Below are 20,625 nucleotides of genomic sequence, written 5' to 3'. Positions count from 1 at the left end.
TTTTAGAATACATCAGATCTTATTCGTTAAGGTTTTTGCCACCAAACCAAGGTGTTCATGTCATCTCCACCCATATTGGCTACAGCTTTGCTGTAATTGCTAGGGTTGGCCGATTGTATGTAAACCGGGTAGTTCATCCGGGCCGGCATTTTTCCACCGTTTTTAAGGCCTGCGCCTTTAGGCAATATCGGGTGCCCGGTACGGCGGTATTCAAACCACTGCTGAAAATCGGTAAGGAAAAGACTATAATACTTCTGGATATGGATGCGCTCCATTTTACTGTCGCCCGTGGCTGCATCTAAAGGCAGGCTGTTGTTCCAGGCAATATCCGGATGGGCAACGTAGGTGGTAAATGCCGTGCCTGCAATGTTGGTGCTAAAGTTAGGTACCCAATAATTAATTGCGTTGGCAATACCTGTGTAATAAAAGGTCTGGGCCGAACCCGAAATCCAGCCTTTGGCTGCAGCCTCTGCCAGTATAAACTGTAGTTCCGCATAGGTCATGATCATACCCGTAAGCGGATTCTTTTGTAAAGAGAATTCTGAATTGCCGAAGGAATAAAAATAGGCCTGGCGCAGCTCCTTACTGCCAGGTTCGTAACCACTGTCTATGCCAATAAAACCTCCTGACCCTGGTGCTATACCAAGCCGGTTGCGTGCGCTAACGCCGTATGGAGCGCCTATGTCTATGCGGGGGTCTTTCCACTCATCCAGTTTCAGGATAAAAAAGTTGCACATGGAAGGGATGATGAAATCATTTTCACGCAGGTTGATCACATAAGGGCTGGTATAGGGATCGGTAGTGGTAGTTGTTCCGTTCCATTTCAGTACTGCAGATTCGGCATTTGAAGTAAAGACCGGGTATTTTGCAGGATTGGTATCTACCATCTCCTTAATTTTGGCGATCATGGTACCTGCCACTTCCTGTTTGCCCGATAAACGCAGCAGTAAACGCAGGTGCAGGCTGTTGCAGAACTTACGCCAAAGTGCAATGTCGCCTTTGTAAACAGGATCACTTGCTGCTTCAATGGCAACATTTGCAGTGAGCAAGGTATTTGCTTCTTCCAGTTTGGCCAGCAAGGCGGTATAAATTTCCTTCTGTGTATCAAATGACGGTTCTACCAGGCCAGATTTTCCCTGGTTGGCCTCTTTAAAGGGCACATCGCCATAGGTATCGGTAAGCAAAGAAAAAACCCAGGCTTCGCATACCAGTGCTATGCCTTTATACGAATCGTTCTGGTATTCCGGCCTGGAAGCGATCTCATAGATGTCCCTGAAGTTGGTCAGTTCGGGGTACCAGATGTTCCAGGTGTAATCTGCAATATTTGGCCTGAAATTATACCTGAAGACAGTGAAATCATCTTCACTTTGTGTTACCGTTACCTGCATCAACTCGTTGTTAAAATTACGGTTACGTACCATGTTGCCGGTTAAAACATTAACCAGTGCCGGTGCCAATAGCTTATCCGGCGAGGAACTGATGATGTTTATCGGGTCGGTATTCTCGCGGTCAAAACCCTTGTCGCAGCCCAAAAAAACTGATATAAATGCCAAAAGGGTGATGATGTATGTTATTTGTTTCATTGCTGTATTAATTAATGCCTATCACTAAATTAAAACCATAAGTACGGGTAGAGGGGAACTGACCGATCTCAAAGCCCTGTACAATGTCGGTACCACTCAGGGTACCAAATTCCGGATCGAACATTGGCCAGGTAGACCAGATCACCAGGTTACGACCGTAAACACCTATTGTTGCCCTGGAGATCTTTATGGATTTCAGCAGAGACTTTGGTAGCGTATAATCGAGCCTGGCTTCCCTGAATTTGATAAAATCTGTTTTATAGGTTGCGCCTTCGCCATTCAGGGTTCCCATTGCCGTGTTGTAAAAGGAGGTAATGTCGGTAGCAATGGTGGTATTTGGGCTAAAGGTACCATCACCATTGTCTACCACGCCCTTTCCGGTGATGCCGCTGTAACGGCCTGGCAGTGTAGCCGAAAGTTTACCAAAATCGGCCAGGCGCCCATGGGTGTAAGAGTGTGCCACACCTCCTTTTTGTGCATCGAACAGCACGTTTAACCTGAACTGCTTATAGCTGAACTCAGTACCTATACTTGCCTTGTATTTAGGGATGGTATTGCCCAGGTAAACCGGTGTTCCAGAAGTTAGGGGAATACCAGTGCTGGCGTTGTAGATTACCTGTCCGTCAGGTGCGCGCAGGAAACCTGTGCCATACATATCGCCCATACTACCACCCACCTTGGCTATGATTTGCGCACCACCTACGGCGCTGGAACGCAGCAATACCGTAGTGTCGTTGTTGGCCAGGGCAATGATCTTGTTTTTATTGGTAGCAAAGGTCATAAAGGTGGTCCATTTGAAGCTTTTGGTTTGAACAGGGGTAGCATTGATGGCAATTTCCAGACCTGAATTGTCTATCTGTCCGGCATTGATGATCTGACGGGAATAACCCGAGGAGCGGTCTACAATGCGTTCCAGGATCTGGTTTTTGGTGTTCCCTTTGTAGGCGGCAATATCTATACCCAAACGGTTTTTGAACAGCTTAATGTCTGCGCCTATTTCGTAGGCTGTAGTTTTCAGTGGCTGCAGATCGGGGTTGGGTATGGTGGTCGGGTTTTGCAATGATCCATTCGGATAGGTGCCGTTAGCTGCCAAACCATACAGGTATGCTGTGCGGTAAGGTATGGTACCCCCGCTGCCCACCTGAGAAACAGAAAATCTTAGCTTGGCAAAGCTGATGGTTTGCGGCAGTTTAAAATAGTCGGAAGCAATGAAACTGAGGTTGGCAGATGGATAGAAGAAACCTGTGCTTTTTTCCCTGAACGGGTTGGCCAGGGTACTGTTCCAGTCTGTACGTCCGGTCAAATCCAGGTAAAGGTAATTCTTATAGGAGGCCGAGAACAAACCATACATACTGTTCAAAGAGAACCGCGAGGTATCCGGTACATATACCAGGGGATTTGCTGCATTGTCAAAATTGTAAACATTTGGCTCTACCAATCCATCGGCCCTTGTTTCGTTTTTGGAATAACGGTTCTTAAGTATACTGCCGCCAAAGGTTGCGGTAATGTTAAAATCGTTGTTCAGTTTTTTATTGTATTTCAACAGGAAATCACCACTGTATTCTTTAGATATGATATCCTGGGTACGGTAAGAACCGGTGGCCAGACGTGCGGCCGTCCAGGGCCTTTTTTGTGCCCTGTCATCGCTGGTGCGGTCTAAGGTTGCCCTTAACTGTAAGCTCAGTTCTTTGGTAAAAGCATAATTCAACTGAACGTTACCGGTTATGCCATTGCGTTTTGAACTGTTGATGAACTCGTACGAGATGGCATAAGGGTTTTCTGGTGATGCCGTAAAAACATCTTTCAACTCGGTGTATTCTTTGCCGTTTGTCCAGTAGTTGCGCAGCCAGTTGATATCGGCATTGGGTACCCAGAACACGTACCAGTACATTACCGATTGGTTTCCATAGCCCATGCCCGGTAAGTTCTCGCTTTCCCGGTTGGTGTAGCCTGCTTTTGCAGATAAGCTGAGTTTTGAAGTCAGCTTGCTATTGACAGAGAACGAAACATTGCTGCGCTGGTAGCCGGTATTTGGGATGATCCAGCTGTTGTTCGCATGGTTTGCAGATATCCGGAAGCTTGTATTTTTATGCAGGTTTCCGCTAATGCTGATGGAATTTGTAAAGGTCTTTCCTGTTTCAAAAAAATCCCTGATCTGGTTTTTATAAGGTACCCAGGGCGTAGCTTCAGTTGCTGCGGCCTGGGTTAGGGGATCGTACTGCACAAAAGACTGCCAGTTGAACCTTGGGCCATAGGCCAGACTGCTTGCACTGTTTACGCCATAACCGTAGGTATCGGCACCGCTTTGTCCCTGTCCGTATTCATATTGCAGGTCTGGCCAGCGGTTAGCGCTTTCTATGGCACCGTTGGAACTCAGGGTAATGCTAATGGCATTGCGTTTTGCATTACCAGATTTGGTGGTGATGATGATGGCACCATTTGCACCGCGCTGTCCATACAATGCAGCGGCACCCGGGCCTTTAAGGACAGTGATGCTTTCAATATCCTGAGGGTTGAGGTCGTTAATGCCGCTACCAAAATCGGTTGGCTGAACCCCGTCTGATGGGCCGGCGGCAGATCCTCCGGTGGCTGTACGCCTGCCGCTGCCATTGTTTACCACCACCCCGTCAATCACAATCAGGGCTTCATTGTCTGCCCCTCCTGTAAGGTTGTTTTCTCCGCGCAGGATGATCTTATTTGAACCCGCAGGGCCTCCGTTAGACCTGATCATGTTTAAACCGGCAACTTTTCCGGAAAGGGCGTCAATCCAGTTTCCGGATGGCGCATTGTTGATCTGGTTACTGTCTATTTTTGTAATGGCATAACCCAGGGCCCTTTCTTCTCTTTTGATGCCCAATGCAGTAACCACTACTTCATTCAGTTTACTGTCTGCCAGCACCAGTCTGATGGTAACATCTCGGGTTTCTTTCGTTATTTTCAGTTCCTTTACCAGGTATCCGAGGTAGGAAACCTCAAGTACCACATTATCTTCGATCCCTTTCAGAATAAATACCCCTTCGGCATCTGTTGTCACCACGCGGGTGCTGCCTTTTACCCTCACGGTAGCGCCGTACATCGGCTGGCCGTTTTCGTCGAGCACACGGCCACGGATATCCGTTGCAGGAAGTTGTTTGATGATGACGGTTTTACTGTCGATGGAAAAGCTGAGCGGCTGGTTCTTAAATACCTGGGCCAGTACATCGTTAAAACTGGCGGCTTTAACATTGATGGTTACGGGGACTGCGGTTTTAAAGACACTTTCGGTGTAAATGAATTCATAGCCACTTTGGGTTCTGAGTTCTTTGATTACTGTTTTTAAAGGGGCATTAGTTTTAGATAAACTGATTTTCTGGGCCAGCGTTGAGGCACTGACCTGCATTAGGGATGCTATTAATATAACGGTGGTTAATCGCATAATCAGCAAAAAATTGTAGGCATACCGCTCTGGTACGGCCGGTTTTTTCGTATAAAATCTATACATTAGTATTTGTTTGGTTGAGCAGCCTGCCTGTTGCCTCGAAAACTCCCGGCAGCTGCGGTTAACAATAATTTTGATTGACGTAGACCGAACATTGAACCAGAGGTGCCTTTACACTTCTGGTTTTTTATGGCATACCCAGGGCCTAATTATACTTTCGTAAACATTTTTCCATTTTTAATTTGAGTTTAACATGCTGTACATTATCTGATTGTTTTTATTTGGATACCAGGATCTTTCTGCCCTCAATTTTAAAATGGGCGCCGCCTGTAGATTCCAGTATTTTTAATACCTGTGAAACATTGCCGAAGCGGGATACACCACCACCAAACCGCTCTACAGGTATTTCTCCGGTATAAACCACCTCTACATCGTACCAGCGTTCAATCATGCGCATGATGTAGCGGATGTCATCGTTCTCAAAAAGAAATTTGTTGTTCTTCCAGGCTGTGGCAAGTTCTGTATCTGCCTGGGTTACAGTTATCGTGTTATCGTTTAATTTCGATTGGTTGCCAGGCTTCAGAATTCTGGATCCTGCCTTGCCCCATACCCGCACACTTCCTTCCAAAAGGGTAGTGGTTACTTTTTCTTCATCTGCATAAGCGTTCACATTAAAATGTGTACCCAGTACCTCAATCTTTTGCCCCCTGCTTTCTACAATGAATGGACGTGTTTTATCTTTAGCGATCTCGAAATAAGCTTCACCTTCCAGCTTTACCCTGCGTTCCTGTCCGTTTAGGCCGGCTGCGTAGGTAAGGCTTGAAGCTGCGTTCATCCAGACCCTGGATTTATCGGGCAGGGTTACGATATAGGTTTCACCTTTGGCGGTGCTCAGGGTGTTGGTTTTTGCTGCGCTGCTCCCGGCCTCATCACTTGCACTCATTTCATAAACCAGCTGCCCATCGGTTGTTTTACGCACAATAATACCTGCTTCCCGGGCAATCTGACCATTTGCTGCATCCGCTAACCTGATCTTTTTGCCATTTGCCAGTGTTAATGTTGCCCCGGTTTTTCCTGGTGTAATATCGGCAACAGTGGCAGCCGGTTGCTGAAGCTGTTCAGGACCTTGGTTACTGCGGTAATTGAAAAAATAAATGCCAATGGCAATTAAGGCCAATACAGCAGCAACACGAGGCCATAAGCCTATGCGGCGATGTTGTGGTTTGGCATCAATGGTATCAGTAATTTTTGTGAAAGACTGTTTCAATAGCAAAAGGAGCTCAGGTTTCTGCAGCAGCTGGCTGGCAAGCGGACTGTCCAGGTTCTCTTCAATTAATGATAAAAAGGTTTGCTGATCGCGGCCCGACTGCATGTGCTCCATAAAAACACGTGCTTCGGCCTCGTCCAGCTCATTGTTCAGGTATTTGTAAAAGGCCTGCTTTATTTGCGCTGAGTTTTCCAAGTTTTCATCCGTTTATTGCTAATACACCTGAAAACCGATGTACATCTGCTCCGGAAATGAAATAATGAAAAAATATTTTTTCAGAGGTTTTTTAACAGGACTGAAATGGCGCTTAAGGTCATGGCCGTACCAAAAGAAGTATGGCGTTCTTTTAAGAATTTGGTGGCTTTTACAATGTGATCGTTAATGGTAGAAGCCGAAATGCCAAGCAGGTTACTGACTTCTGCATAGCTCTTGCCTTCAAGTTTGCACAATTTATAAATGTGCTTGCGCTGGGTAGGCAGTTCTTCTATAGCATCCAGAATAAAGCGGTCGCTTTCGCGGTATGCAATGGCTTCTTCTATATGGGTATAGAGTTCTGAATGCTCCTGAGCAAGGTAGGCTTTTAGTTTCCGGTCCAGGTTAACTTTCCGTATAAAATTGTAAACGGTAAATCTTGAAATCTGAAATAAATAGGCTTTAAAAGCTTGTTCAGGATCAATCAGGTCGCGCTTTTCCCATACTTTGATAAATACATCCTGTAAAATTTCCTGGGCATCTTCTGCCGATTTAACCATTTTAAGGATGTTCAGAAAAATTCTGGGGCTATAGATCCGGTAAATTTTTTCAAAAGCAGAACGATCTCCTGATTTCAGTGCAATCAGCAGTTGTATTTCTCCTGAATTATTTAGCTCTTCCCGATGCATAGCGGTTCCCCTGTTGTTGTGCAAAGGAACATACCCAATATTAACTAAATTTTTTCAAATTATTAACTTTCTTATCGGGCGGTTTCACTATATCCGGCAAGGTTATAAACAACCGGAACGGTGCTGTTGCCTACCCTGTAAATGCCGAACTTAAAATAATAGCCATCCTCGTCGTTACGGCCGATAAGGATTTCCTGCTGATTGACGATATGTTTTGTCAGCTGTTTTTTGTCTTTGGTGTATTTCATCATTACATCCAGCTTGCCGGGGTTAAGGACGGTTTGTGCTTCTTTTCCATATTTTGTCCAGTCAATATTTACTTCAAATGTAATCCAGCAATCTTTCGGGAACTCTTCAAAAGACATTTTATAGGCTATGGTAGAAGTTTTGTATTCAGAAGAGAGCGGTTTCATGATCGGGGTTTTTTCTACGTCGGCATTGCTGCGGTCGGTTTTGTCGCTCAGCCATTGGCGGTCTGAGTTGGCTTTAATGTAAAAATATCCTTTGGAAAAGCCGAACGCCAGTGGGGGGTAGCCGCCTTGCTCTACCAGCCATCCATTGGGCTTGCCGGCAACATAGCTTACCTTTCCGTCTTTTCCTTTCTTTTCTACTTTATCGTGGGCAATGTTCTTTTTAAAGATCATGCGGTCGTAAATGGCAAGGAATTCTTCTGTGCTTAAAAGTTTCACTTCCCCTTCGGGCGTTTGCACCAGTGTTCTGCTGGGAGCACCATGCCATTGGGCAAAAATGGTAGAAACATTTTTTTCGAGTGAAGATGGGATGTACACAGAAAAAGTATAGCTGCGGGAACTTCCCTGGTCGCAGATGCCTTTACCATAGTGGTAAACTGTTTTTAGTTTTTGTGCATTCTGGTACATACTTGGCGGAAACTTTTTAAAATCATTTGAAGTGGCATAACTGTAAGACAGTTCTACACGCCCCTTGGTTTCCCCTTCGGCGTAGCCTTCCAGTGAGTTGTCGTCAACTTTTAGCTCAAAACGGTATGAAGGTTTTCCCTTAAAAGGAATGTTTGGGTCGTATTGCAGGTTATAAGGTTTGTTGATTCCAACGGCCACCCATTCCTTATCAATAATCTGTTGCCGTTTGGCGGTATCGGCCTGCACATTTACCCTTGATGGGATGGGGACCGGTTTTTTGTTCTGGGCATAGGCTGCACCAAGACACAATTGTAATAAGGCTAACAGGTATAGGTTCCGTATTTTCATTTTAATGGGTTTATAATTGGTTTGTGTTGTTGTTGCTTTAGGTTTAAATCTAAACAAACATACTATTGCAGAATGGTAAGGGGTTTTGGTATTGTGCTAAAAGCTTTAACTTTTGTTGAGTCTGTTACTGTTAAGCAAGCGCTGCAAAGAAGTAGCAATCGTGTAGAATTGAGATCGTATTTTAAGCTGGCGACAGGAAGTACTGGAATTATACGTATATTCGTTTAGCTAATTTATCCTTAAGTGAAAGCAGATATATCTTCAATAAAAGAGGGGATGCCCGTAAGCATGGGAGAACCGGAGGTGTTCGAAGAGATTTACCGCAGCTATTTTGCTCCGCTTTGTTATTTTGCGCAAAAGTATATTGAAGAAGAAGATGCAGAAGACGTAATTAATAATCTGTTCCTTAAACTCTGGCGCCAAAAAGAAACATTTGAAAATATCGCACATGTTCAGGCATCTCTATACGTGTCAACCAGAAATTCCTGTCTGGATTTTTTGAAGGTGACAAAACGTGCGGAAGACAGGCATATCTTGGTTGCAGACAGTTCTGCAACAGCTAAGAGTTTTATGGAAGACATGATTCGTACGGAGGTGTGGGCTGAGATTTACCGTGAAATAAATAAATTACCGCTGCAATGTTCAAGGGTCATTAGTTTGAGTTTCCTGGAGGGGTTAAAAAATGAAGAGATTGCCAGACAGCTCGACATTTCATTGCAGACCGTTAAAAATCAAAAAAGCATGGGGCTCAAGGTCCTGAAACAAAAACTATCCCGGGAAGGATTTATGCTGCTGTTGCTCATCATTTATCGGTCCTTTTAAAAATTATAGATTTTTTTCGGTACTTTTTTTTAACGCTGTCGTAATATATAGAAAACAACGAGTAATCAGGATTTATGTACCAGTGGGAAGTTAAAAAGGCACAACGGATAATTTATTTAGTGACAGCTGATCAAAAAAGCACACTTTCTGAATCTGAAAAACAAGAACTGGAAAACTGGGTTAAATCAGATCCGGAAAATTTGGCTCTATTTAATGAGCTGAAAAGTGCTGCAAAAAAAGACAAGGCACTGGAGGTGATGAGAGGATACAATGTTGATGCTGCTTTCGGAAACCTGAAAACAAAAATTGCCACTGATCACAGGAACCGTAAAAATAAGCAGTATTTTTTATGGGGTGCGGCGGCAGCTGCTGTGATTGCGGTAGTGTCGATAGCAGGTTATTTTTATAGTCCCGCTTATCATAGGGGAAATGAAATTGCAGAAAGTTTAATAGCTGCAAAGACCATTGCTGCCGGGCGTAATAGGGCCACATTAACGCTTGCCGATGGGAGATCCGTTGAATTGAGCGGAGATAAGCATGGTCTGATCATGAAGGCAAATGAGTTGGTTTATGATGATGGTACCGCTGTAATGAACGAGGGCAAAACTGAAGCTAAACAATTGCGCAAGACAAGCGATCAGTATGCCACACTACGTACGCCAAAAGGTGGACAATATCAGATTGTGCTTTCAGATGGTACAAAAGTATGGCTAAATGCTGCCTCGGAGATTACTTATCTTCCTGCATTTGAAAAAGGTGAACGGATGGTAAAGTTAACTGGCGAAGCCTATTTTGAAGTAGCTACACAGTATATATCCCCCAGTAAAAAGAAGCCTTTTATTGTGAAAACAGCAACACAGCAGGTTGAAGTATTGGGCACCCATTTTAATATTTGCGGTTATCCGGACGAAACATCAATCAGGACCACATTGATGGAGGGTGCAGTCCGTGTTTCTAGGCAGGGTACATTTAATACCCGGTTGCTTAAGCCTAATCAGCAAAGTATAATTGAAAATAGCCATGAGGACATTAAAGTGCTCCAGGTGGATCCTGCTTATGTTATTGATTGGAAAAATGGCGATTTTATATTCGATAAGGATATCAGAACCATTATGCGTCAGATTTCCAGGTGGTATAATATAGAAGTAGCGTATGAAGGAGAGGTTACAAAAGAAGAGTTCACTGGAAGGATCCTGCGATCCAAAAACCTGGCAGAAGTGTTGAATGTACTGCAGAAAACCAATAAGGTGCATTTCAGAATTGAAGATATAGCGACATCCGGACAGACAAAAAGAGTTGTGGTTATGCCTTGAACTAAATAGAAATTATCAATCATAAAAACCTAAAAACCAAAATAATGAATCATTTTATTAAATCCGGGGTATTGGCATTGCTGAGTGCAGTTACCTTGAGCTTATCGCCGGTAAATGGGCAAACCGGGCCTGCCAGGCAAAACAGCCGGCCTCCGGTAACGTTAAAAGTTGGAGACCAGGCACCTGCATTGGTAGCAGAAAAATGGATAAAAGGCAACCCGGTTAAGGAATTTGAAAAGGGCAGAGTCTATGTGATGGAATTCTGGGCAACCTGGTGTGGCCCCTGCAGGGCCAGCATGCCGCATTTATCTGAAATTGCACGTAAGTATAAAAAAGATGCAGATGTAATTAGCTTTAACGTGAAAGAGCTGATTGCTGCAAAAAATAAGGATGGAGACTACATCAGTAAAGTAGAGCGTTTTGTAAAACGTTTGGGAGATGGGATGGATTATGCTGTTGCTGCGGATGTGCGTGAAAATGTAATGTGGGATACCTGGCTGGCGGCTTCCGGAATGTATGGCATCCCCGCTGCGTACATCATAGATAAGGATGGTAGAATTGCCTGGATCGGTCACCCTGCCTCATTGGAAGATCCTTTGGAGATGGTAATTGCAGGTACTTATAACGAAGAAGGTAAGGCTCAACTTGCCGAGAAAGTGAAAGCGAATAAAGAAAAAGTGAAAGGTATGAATGAAGCGCTTAAAACCGCCGAGGAGGCAAAAGATTATAAAAAAGCTGCAAATATAGTGGACCAGTTGATGGCTGCTTCGCCGGGTTCGGGCTACCTTGCTGCAAAAAAATACAAGTATCTGGAGCAAAGTGACGTGAAAAAGGCGCATGCTTATGCTTTGGAAGCGTTGAAAACCTATGAGAATGATCCACTTACACTTCAATCTATTTCTGGGCAAATCGGTACAGATTACAAGCTGGCATTGAAGCTGATGCAAAAGGCGGCAGCAAAATGTGATAGCGAGGACCCGTACGCTGTAGCCAATCTGGCAAAGGCCTACTACAAAGCAGGTGAGTTGACAAAGGCAATTGAAACCCAGCAAAGGGTAATTGATATTTTAAATGATACTTCGCTTGTAGAACAAAAGCAACAGGTAAAAGACAATGCCCAGGATGTGATGAAAATTTATAAGTCGGGCGGCACATTGCCAAACAGTTAATGAAACAATGTCATTGTTGGAAAGAAAGGAGGTGAACTTTATGCTTTAATTAACGGCTTTCAAATTCATAAAAGGACAATGATTGTAAAGAACCGGAAACGTTGGCGCGTCTCCGGTTTAAGATCAGGTTTCCTTGAAACATGCTAGGAACATATTTATCAACTAAACCAGAACTGCAAATGTATAAACTTTACTACAACTATGCTGTAGAAAACAATACTGTGCTGAATACCTGTCTTTTAAATAGACAACAGCAACCGTCTTTGCTACAGAGAACCGAACTAAAAAAATGGCTTATGCGGATTAATTTTACCTGTATTATGTTGCTTTTTGCATTTATGCAATCTGCACTGGCCACCAGAGGTCAAAGGATTAATTTGTCATATAAGAACGCATCTATTGAATCTGTTTTTAACGACATACGGAAACAAAGCGGCTACGATTTCATCTACCCGAAGAGCCTGGTTAAAGGCTCTAAATTGGTGTCTATACAGGCAAGAAATGAAATGCTTAGAGATGTCCTTAATCAGCTGTTCATCGATCAGTTATTTACTTACACCCTGGAAAACAGGACCATCATCCTCAAGGAAAAGGAGAAAACTGTTACGGAACGGATACGTGAAATCTTTGCCCAGTCTATTGACGTGAAAGGCAGGGTCCTGGCCGAGGATGGAGAGCCTTTGGCAGGCGCTAACGTTCAGGTTAAGGGCTATAAAATCAATGTGCTCACCAACAAAAAGGGAGAATTCAGTTTAAAAGATCTGCCAGATAATGCGACCCTGGTCATCTCTTATGTAGGTTTTGCAACCAAAGAGATCAGACTCGGGAACCGGCCTCAGGACCTAGGAGATATCAAATTGGTGATGTCTATGTCGGAGCTGGCTGAGGTTGCCCTGGTGATCAACACAGGTTATCAGAAACTATCGCAGGAACGTGCAACAGGTTCGTATGGAGTGGTTACAACCGAAAGGTTGGAAAGCAGGCTGGCGACAGATCTGAGGTCGGCTTTGGAAGGACAACTGACCGGGGTGGTATTGGATAAGAAGGGAAATATAGAGGTCAGGGGAGTGTCTACTTTTATTGCCGCGGAAAAGAACCCCCTTGTGGTGGTTGACGGATACCCGATTGAAGGCGGTATAGAGAATATAAACCCTTTGAACGTAAGCAGCATTACTGTGCTTAAAGATGGTGTTGCCGCTTCAATATATGGTTCGCGTGCTGCAAATGGAGTAATCGTGGTTACCACAAAAACAGGTACTGCAGGCGGGCCAAAATTAACTTACAACGGATTGGTCAATTTTGTTTCAATGCCTAATCTGGACGACTTGAACAGGGCTTCTACGTCCGATTATATTGATGCTGAACTGGATTTGTTCAGGCAGAACCCCAACGGTCCTTCAACCGTTAGTAAGGGTAACATGAGTAGGGTAACCTACCTGATGATGCAGGTGCGGGAAAATAAAATTTCTGAAGCAGAGGCTATGGCAGAAATTAACAGGCTGCGAAATGTGAATGGGCTTAAACAGTTTGAAGACCAGTTTTTTCGCCCTGAATTTAGTAACCAGCACAACATTAACATCTCGGGTGCAACTGAAAAAAACAATTACAATGTTGCACTTAATCTGTTAGATACAAGGGAGAATTTTATTCAAAGCAACAGCACCCGACTTATTCTTGACATTAAGAATGAATGGAAACCATTTAAATTTCTTACCGCAGGGGTTTTACTCAATGCAGTTTACAATAACCGTTTAACACCTTATAGAGACTATACCAGCTTAATCGGTTATAATTCAGCATCTGTTTTGCAACCCTATACTGAACTTTTAAATGGTAATGGCAACCCGGCAGCGGTATGGGGACTAAGCCAGTATAAACAGGATACCTATAAGAAAACGCCGGGAATGAAGGACTGGACAAACGTTCCATTAAATGATATTTCAAAAGAAACCAGAAGGAATGTTGATTTTCAAACGCGGATTGGTGGTTTTTTACGGGCTGAATTGTTTGAAGGCCTTACAGCTGAGTTGGGCGGCAGTTGGCAGCGTGGTAGTACCCAGGTAAAAGAACTGAGGGATGCAGATTCTTATGGGGTTCGGATTGCCTACAACGATGCAACCTCACTTAAAAATATAGCCAATCATTATTTGCCTGATGGTGGTATTATCGACGAAAGCCGTAACATTAACCAAAACTGGACCCTCAGATCGCAGTTAAATTATAACCGTAGCTTCAATAATTACAAACACCGCATTACGGCATTGGTAGGTAACGAGGTACGGAAACTGACCTTTGATAACAACCGGATAGAAACACGTGTTGGCTATAATGCCATTGCAGGTTCCTTTGTACCGATGAATTTAAAGGACTACAATGCCGGACAGTATAATGCAGATATGCTGATGGGGAGGAATATCTCACTAAATCCAGGTAGTTATCAATACAGGGATAACCGCTTTGTTTCCTGGTACGGCAATGCTTCTTATGAGTACGACAACCGTTTTATTTTAAGTGGAAGTATCCGTATGGATCTTACGAACTTCTTCGGTACAGACCCTAAATACAGGTATCGTCCGTTATGGTCTATCGGAGGTACTTATAAAATGGCTGAGGAAGCATTCTTCAGAAACGATTGGGTAAGCAGGTTAAATGTCAGGGCTTCTTATGGGGTTAGTGGTAATATCTCATTAAATCAGGGGCCTTTTTTAATTTTATCAACCGGAGCTTTTAACAATACTACCGGGGGTGTTTCTTATGGTGTAGCTTCCCCACCTAACAACCAGTTGCGCTGGGAGCGTACCAAGATTGTTAACTTAGGAATAGATTTTTCTGCCTGGAACAGCCGGTTTAACGCAAGTATAGATTACTATACCAAAAACAGTACGGATCTTCTGGCGGCTGAAGCAGCAGATCCTACTTCGGGCTTTGCTACAGTGACAAAAAATGCGGGCAAAATGTCGAACAGTGGGGTTGAAATAGCCTTAAATGCAGACCTGATCAGGAACAGGAACTTCCGCTGGAATATAGGGCCTAACTTTTCCTACAATTACAACAATGTAAAGTCATACAATGTTGTGCGTAACTATGCCAGCAGTTATGCAACGGCGAATGGAATCCTGGTAGCCGGATACCCAGCAGATGGCCTTTGGGGCTATCGCTTTGCGGGGCTGAATAATTTAGGCGAGGCCCAGGTTTATAATGCTGCCAACAACATCATTAAGCCTGGCGATGCTACGACAGCAGATGTGGTGTATCAGGGTACGCTGCGGCCTAAATTTGACCTTTCATTGAGCAATACATTCAAGTACAAAAACTGGGATTTAACCATGCTCTTTATTTCAAAACTTGGGCATAAGTACCGTAAAGACAACTTTAGCGGCTCTAACTACTTAAACAGGCACGTTGCAGAGCGCTGGCAGAAACCTGGGGATGAACTGAATACCATTTATCCGGTATTGAGAGAGTGGAATATGGACATGTTCACTTTTCCTTATGTAGATGCCCTGATTGGTAATGCTGGTTACGTAAAGCTCAGGGATCTCACTTTATCGTATAATCTCGAAAGATTTGCAAAAAAGATTAAAATGAGCAATGCAAAGGTATTTGTTCAGGGACGCAACCTCTTCAGGATTACGGCTAAAGGAACAGATATTGATCCTGAAACCGCAGAAGTAAATACTACTGGTGGTACAGGTGCCGCTACGGAGCAGGGTTTTACCTCATTGCCTTTACCACGTGAAATCTTTTTTGGTCTGACCTTTTCGTTTTAACAAGAAAATATGAAAACAAAATATTTAAATACCATATTGCTGGCATCTTTGATGGTGCTGGCCGCTTCCTGCAAAAAGTTTCTGGATGTTAAACCCGTAGGGAAACTGATCCCTGAAAAGGCGGAAGAACTGGAGAATCTTTTAAATAACAGCAACACATTGGATTATCACTTTATTGATAATAACCGGGGAAGCTACTATCCGCTTTTGGGAGATAACTTTCAGATCAGTGAAAATCAGGCGAAGTACTCTTATGTAAGTACACACCCTAATATAGACCGTTATGCGGCCTATACGTTTTACCAGCCATACGAAAACCCCAGAAACCCTCAATATGCCTGGGACTGGGGAATTTACCGGGCCTTGGGATTGTTTAACAATGTAATTGAAGGGGTAAAGGAGTTGCCGGGCGCTGCTGACTCCGAACTGGGCAAACGCATTACTGCCCAGGCCAAGGCTGGCCGTGCATGGTCTATGCTGGTAGGTACACTGGGTTATGGCCCTATGTATGATCCCAGCGGGCAAAACAATACCAAAGTATTGCCTTATCGTACCTCGGCAAATCCTGGGGACCCTAATCCGGACCTGTCTACCACAGCAGAGGCACTTGACCTTATAGAAAAGGATTTAAAAGACGCGCTTACAGCTACGTCTGATAATGTAGGTAATCCAAGCCGCGCTAATATTTCGGCGGTTCACGCCTTAATGGCACAGTTGTATATGTACAAAAGGGATTGGCCAAAAATGCTGGAGCATGCAAAAGAAGCCTGGAGCCGCTCAATGGCTGTTAAAGGTGGGGTAGATAATATGATCTATAACCTGAATGCTTTTTCCTATAAACCAAACCCGAACGCATCGCCTACCCCGGGTACAGATGTAGAAGTGGTATTGGAATTGCAAGGACCGGATTTGTTATTGGGCCAAGCTGATAACCGGGAAAACCTTTTCTTCAGGTTGGCCCCACAGGGCACCACCCACTATCCTTCTCAGGAATTTTTGGACCTGTTTGATAAAACAACAGACAGGAGGTACAAGTTGTTCGCCCTTAAGGCATTGGGCTATTCTACTACAGTTGGAGGCGTAAAATACGATGATGGTATCGTGACGAGGTATTACCGTGATTCAAAGATGCTGGGCAGTCAGGGGATAACGTATCCTGAGCTGTTGCTAATGAAAGCAGAAGCCAGTGCCCGTTTGAATGATCTGGGAGGGGCTTTGGCCGACCTGAACCTTTTGCGCAAATACCGTTATTCCGGCACCAGTACTGATCTCGCAAATGGAGGTACTTTGGGGCAGGATGCTTTACTTTTTGAAATACTGAAGGAACGGCGCAGAGAGATGCCAATTGGTACTTTTCAGCGTGTGTTTGATATTAAACGTTATGTTTTCGATACTGGCAAACCCTGGAGCAAGACCAGTATTACACATACCATTGGTTCTAAAGTGTATAAAGGTGATGTTAACAACACATATTTTACGATGAGGATTTCCAATAATGTGATCCAGCTGAACCCACAGTGGGGTTTAACCCTTTGGGAAGGAGCTTATGACCCGGCCTCGAGGTAGGGGAAAGAACTTTACTTTTAAAAAAGTACGTTAACAATGCAATTGCCTGCCAGTACAATTTGGCAGGCAATTCTATTTTATGCACTATTGGTACTCAAACCTCAACCCAAACACTGTTACTTACCCTTTTGCCATCGCTGCTTTTAAAAGCAATGTAACAATGCAGCTCCTTGCCAGCATAACTGGCAGGCAATTCCATTTCATCCTGCCCGCTGCTTCTTTTGGCACCGTTTAACACATAAACTGCCTTACCGCCAGGATTAAGCCTAAGCAGCGGAGGCGTAATCAGTGGAACACCTACTGCCGGAGGTACCTTTAACTTTACCTTAAGGGGGATGGACAGTTCTACAGGAACGGGAGCGCCTCATACCGGTTCAAGGGCCTATACTTTAGTAATTGCTGCGCCAACAATTTTATTGCCTGCCAGCAGCCTGGCAAATGCAAATGCCGGCACAGCCTACAGCCAAACTTTAAACCCTGCAAGTGGCGGAACAGCACCGTATAGTTATGCCCTAACAGCCGGGGCTTTACCGGCAGGCATTGCGTTAAGTGCCGGTGGTGTAATATCCGGAACTCCAACGGCAAGCGGAACTTTCAATTTTGCAGTTACAGCTACAGATGCTTCAACCGGCTCAGGGCCATACACCAGTGCCCCCAGAGGATATTCGTTGACGGTTAATAATCCAATAGTGATCGGCCCGGCAAGCCTACCCGATCCGGTGTACGCACAATCCTACAATCAAAGCCTTAGCGCAACTGGAGGAACGGCACCTTATAGCTACAGCCTTTTGGCGGGGGCACTGCCTATAGGTATGTCCTTCAGTTCGGCGGGGGTGTTATCAGGTGTGCCGAGAACTCCAGGAAATTTCTCAATTACTGTTGGGGTTGCAGATAATATAGGGGTTTCCATATCAAAAGTGTACACCTTTACCATTGCTGCGCCGGTAATTGCAATTAGCCCCACGGCCTTGCCACATCCGGTATTGGGTGTAGCTTATAGCCAATCGCTGTCTTCTTCAGGGGGTATTGCGCCATATACCTATTCACTCATATCAGGAGCCATTCCTGTAGGGATGTCATTTAGCAGTGCAGGTGTAATAAGCGGGACACCTGTATCGGCAGGTAATTTTACATTTGTAGTCAGAAGTACAGATGATGCCGGAGAGAATAGCTCACAAGCTTATACTTTAACCATTGCAGCACCGTTACTGGCCATCTGACCGGCAACTTTGCCCGGGGTAACGGCAGGTATAGCATATAGCCAGAATTTAAGCACCAGTGGAAGTGTTGCCCCATACACGTACAGCATTCAGTCTGGAGCCTTGCCAATAGGCCTGGCCTTTAGCAGCGCCGGTGTTTTTAGCGGTACACCTACCGCCAAAGGTACTTATACCTTTACCGTTCGCAGTACCGATTCATCCGTTGGCAGCGGTCCGTACAGTACCGATAAAACCTACAGCATTTCAGTTGCAGGCAAAACGCAGGTTATTACCATGGCAGCCACTGCCACAGCAAGCTATGGCGATGCAGATCTTGTCCCCGGAGCCTCAAGCGATAGCGGGCTGCCTGTAACTTATACCAGCGGCGACCCGGCCATAGCCACTATCGTTGCCGGAAAGGTCCGTATTTAAACGCAGGTGTGGTTACGATTTACGCCAATCAAAGTGGCAATACCCTATTTGATGCTGCAGCTCAGGCTCAGCAGGTTTTAACCATCAGCAAATTGCCATTAACCATTACCGCAAACAGCAGCAGTAAAACTTATGGCAATGCAGTAACCTTTGCAGGCACTGAATTTACAGCAGCAGGGCTGGTTAACGGGAACACAGTTACAGGTGTAAGCCTAAACAGTACTGGCGCTGCCGCTACAGCAACTGTTGCGGGCTCTGCTTACCCGATTGTTGCTTCAGGGGCAACAGGCACCGGACTGGCCAATTATAACATTAGCTATAACAACGGTGCACTTACTGTAAATCCGAAAGTACTAACCATCACTGCTGATAACCACAGTAAAACCTATGGCGATGTGTTAATCTTTGCAGGCACTGAATTTACATCAACAGGCCTGATCAATGGCAATACGGTAACTGGTGTAACTTTGACCAGTACTGGTGCTGCAGCTACAGCGAGCGTTGCAGGTGGGGCTTATCCAATTGTGGCATCGGCGGCAACCGGAACAGGATTAAACAACTATACGATCAGTTATACAAATGGTGCGCTAACGGTAGGTAGGAGAGCGCTGACCATAACAGCCGATAACAAGGAAAAATTTGCAGGAACTGCAAATCCGGTACTAACAGTAAGCTATGCAGGCTTTGCAAATGGTGAAAGCAATACCGTACTGACTACCCAGCCAACAGTTAGCACTACCGCCATTACCACAAGCCCGACAGGAGACTACCCGATCACGGCCAGCGGGGCTGCTGCAGCCAATTACACGATAAACTATGTGACGGGCACCCTGAAAGTAAAAGCTGGTGCACCAACTAATATCAGTTTGGCAGGGATAACCCTTTATGAGAACAGTGCTGGTGGTACCAATGCCGGTACCCTGAGCAGCACTTCAGACGATCCGAGTGCTACCTTTACTTATACGCTGGTTGCAGGTACAGGTGATACCGACAATGCACAGTTTGCTATTAGCGGCAACAAGATCAATACTGCAGCAGCACTTAACTTTGAAAACAAAGCCAGCTATAGTGTGCGGGTAAAAAGCACCACGCAATATGGTTTGAGCCTGGAACGCGTTTTTACAATTGCATTGAGTGATGTGAATGAAATACCAACTCTGGCCGCTATAAACAACCAAACCATTTGTTTTACCACTGCAGCACAAACTGTGGCCCTAACCGGTATCAGTGCAGGGCCGGAAACAGCACAAACTACCACATTAACAGTAACCAGCAACAACACAAACCTGTTTGAAGCCTTAACAGTTAGCGGCTCTGGTGCTACTGGTGCCCTGAGCTACCGCATAAAAGCAAACGCGGTTGCGGGCACTGCAACAGTTACGGTAACGGTAAAAGACAACGGCGGCACTGCCAATGGAGGCGTAGATACTTACAGCAGAACTTTTGTAATTACCATAAACGCCCTGCCTGTGGTTTCTATTAGCAGCGATAAAGGTACAACCTTAAGCAAAGGTGAAACAGCAGTGCTTACTGCAACTGGCGGAAGTACCTATGCCTGGGCTAATAATAGTGGAATAGTTGGCGCTACAGGAAATGCGGCACTTACGGTTAGGCCTAACCAGACCACCACCTATACTGTAACTGCAAAAAATGCCAGCGGATGCGAGCAGACACAAAGTTTCACGATAACGGTGCTGGAAGATTATGCAAAAATTAAAGGCAGTAACCTGCTTACACCGAACAATGATGGGTATAATGACAAATGGGTAATTGATAACATTGATTTTTATCCGAATAATGAGGTGAAGGTATTTGACAAGGCGGGACGTTTGGTGTTTGGCAAAAAAGCTTATGACAATACCTGGGACGGTACCTATAACGGTGTGCCACTGGCGGAAGGCACTTATTACTATATTGTTGATTTTGGCAACAGAACAAGGGTATTTAAAGGATACATCACTATTGTTAGAAACGATTAA

Annotated in this window: 14 protein-coding genes and 1 pseudogene; 9 read left to right on the top strand and 6 right to left on the bottom strand. The window is 44.7% G+C overall.

Annotated elements, in window-relative coordinates; translation table 11 throughout:
- Positions 1-26 precede the first annotated feature (26 nt).
- The 5 genes from B9A91_RS03890 to B9A91_RS03870 all read right to left on the bottom strand — a co-directional run bounded on the left by B9A91_RS03890 (position 27) and on the right by B9A91_RS03870 (position 8,375).
- Positions 27-1,583, bottom strand: coding sequence for a SusD/RagB family nutrient-binding outer membrane lipoprotein (locus B9A91_RS03890; protein ID WP_084237094.1), 1,557 nt, complete (start codon positions 1,581-1,583; stop codon positions 27-29).
- A gap of 7 nt (positions 1,584-1,590) precedes the next feature.
- The gene (locus B9A91_RS03885; RefSeq protein ID WP_084237093.1) at positions 1,591-5,064 is read right to left on the bottom strand and encodes a SusC/RagA family TonB-linked outer membrane protein; all 3,474 of its coding nucleotides are present in this window, start codon (positions 5,062-5,064) and stop codon (positions 1,591-1,593) included.
- Between the two features lie 214 nt (positions 5,065-5,278).
- On the bottom strand, positions 5,279-6,463 hold the full coding sequence (locus B9A91_RS03880) for a FecR family protein (RefSeq protein ID WP_084237092.1): 1,185 nt from the start codon (positions 6,461-6,463) through the stop codon (positions 5,279-5,281).
- 80 nt (positions 6,464-6,543) lie between these two features.
- Entirely contained in the window at positions 6,544-7,149 is a 606-nt protein-coding gene (locus B9A91_RS03875; RefSeq protein WP_084237091.1) for an RNA polymerase sigma factor, read from the bottom strand.
- A gap of 71 nt (positions 7,150-7,220) precedes the next feature.
- On the bottom strand, positions 7,221-8,375 hold the full coding sequence (locus B9A91_RS03870; protein ID WP_084237090.1) for a heparin lyase I family protein: 1,155 nt from the start codon (positions 8,373-8,375) through the stop codon (positions 7,221-7,223).
- A 243-nt stretch (positions 8,376-8,618) separates the two neighbouring features.
- Between B9A91_RS03870 and B9A91_RS03865 the strand changes: the two genes are divergently transcribed.
- The 5 genes from B9A91_RS03865 to B9A91_RS03845 all read left to right on the top strand — a co-directional run bounded on the left by B9A91_RS03865 (position 8,619) and on the right by B9A91_RS03845 (position 17,015).
- Positions 8,619-9,197 (top strand): RNA polymerase sigma-70 factor, encoded by a 579-nt coding sequence (locus B9A91_RS03865; protein ID WP_144008850.1) that lies wholly within the window; start codon positions 8,619-8,621, stop codon positions 9,195-9,197.
- A gap of 74 nt (positions 9,198-9,271) precedes the next feature.
- Positions 9,272-10,510 carry a FecR family protein gene (locus tag B9A91_RS03860; protein WP_084237089.1) on the top strand — a complete coding sequence of 413 codons (1,239 nt, stop codon included), beginning with the start codon at positions 9,272-9,274 and terminating at the stop codon, positions 10,508-10,510.
- Positions 10,511-10,554: 44 nt separating this feature from the next.
- On the top strand, positions 10,555-11,679 hold the full coding sequence (locus tag B9A91_RS03855) for a redoxin family protein (protein ID WP_084237088.1): 1,125 nt from the start codon (positions 10,555-10,557) through the stop codon (positions 11,677-11,679).
- Between the two features lie 179 nt (positions 11,680-11,858).
- Positions 11,859-15,449 (top strand): SusC/RagA family TonB-linked outer membrane protein, encoded by a 3,591-nt coding sequence (locus B9A91_RS03850; RefSeq protein WP_159451637.1) that lies wholly within the window; start codon positions 11,859-11,861, stop codon positions 15,447-15,449.
- Between the two features lie 9 nt (positions 15,450-15,458).
- Positions 15,459-17,015 carry a RagB/SusD family nutrient uptake outer membrane protein gene (locus tag B9A91_RS03845; protein ID WP_084237086.1) on the top strand — a complete coding sequence of 519 codons (1,557 nt, stop codon included), beginning with the start codon at positions 15,459-15,461 and terminating at the stop codon, positions 17,013-17,015.
- A gap of 94 nt (positions 17,016-17,109) precedes the next feature.
- Here B9A91_RS03845 and B9A91_RS24565 read toward each other — a convergent pair whose 3' ends face one another.
- Positions 17,110-17,289 (bottom strand): DUF6266 family protein, encoded by a 180-nt coding sequence (locus B9A91_RS24565; RefSeq protein ID WP_394334672.1) that lies wholly within the window; start codon positions 17,287-17,289, stop codon positions 17,110-17,112.
- Between B9A91_RS24565 and B9A91_RS24470 the strand changes: the two are divergent.
- From B9A91_RS24470 to B9A91_RS03830, 4 genes and pseudogenes are all read left to right on the top strand, one after another.
- Positions 17,273-17,680: pseudogene (locus B9A91_RS24470) on the top strand (putative Ig domain-containing protein); the annotation flags it as partial. The gene B9A91_RS24565 and the pseudogene B9A91_RS24470 overlap by 17 nt on opposite strands.
- A 24-nt stretch (positions 17,681-17,704) precedes the next feature.
- Positions 17,705-18,235: an Ig domain-containing protein gene (locus B9A91_RS24465; RefSeq protein WP_262497609.1), complete on the top strand. Its 531-nt coding sequence runs from the start codon at positions 17,705-17,707 to the stop codon at positions 18,233-18,235.
- A 9-nt stretch (positions 18,236-18,244) separates the two neighbouring features.
- Complete coding sequence (locus B9A91_RS03835; protein WP_084237084.1) at positions 18,245-18,646, top strand: putative Ig domain-containing protein; 402 nt, start codon at positions 18,245-18,247, stop codon at positions 18,644-18,646.
- Between the two features lie 8 nt (positions 18,647-18,654).
- On the top strand, positions 18,655-20,625 hold the full coding sequence (locus tag B9A91_RS03830; protein ID WP_084237083.1) for an MBG domain-containing protein: 1,971 nt from the start codon (positions 18,655-18,657) through the stop codon (positions 20,623-20,625).

The organism is Pedobacter africanus, assembly GCF_900176535.1.
Classification (GTDB): domain Bacteria; phylum Bacteroidota; class Bacteroidia; order Sphingobacteriales; family Sphingobacteriaceae; genus Pedobacter; species Pedobacter africanus.
Note: the sequence above shows the minus strand (reverse complement) of the source record. Positions and strands in the feature narration are given on the sequence as shown.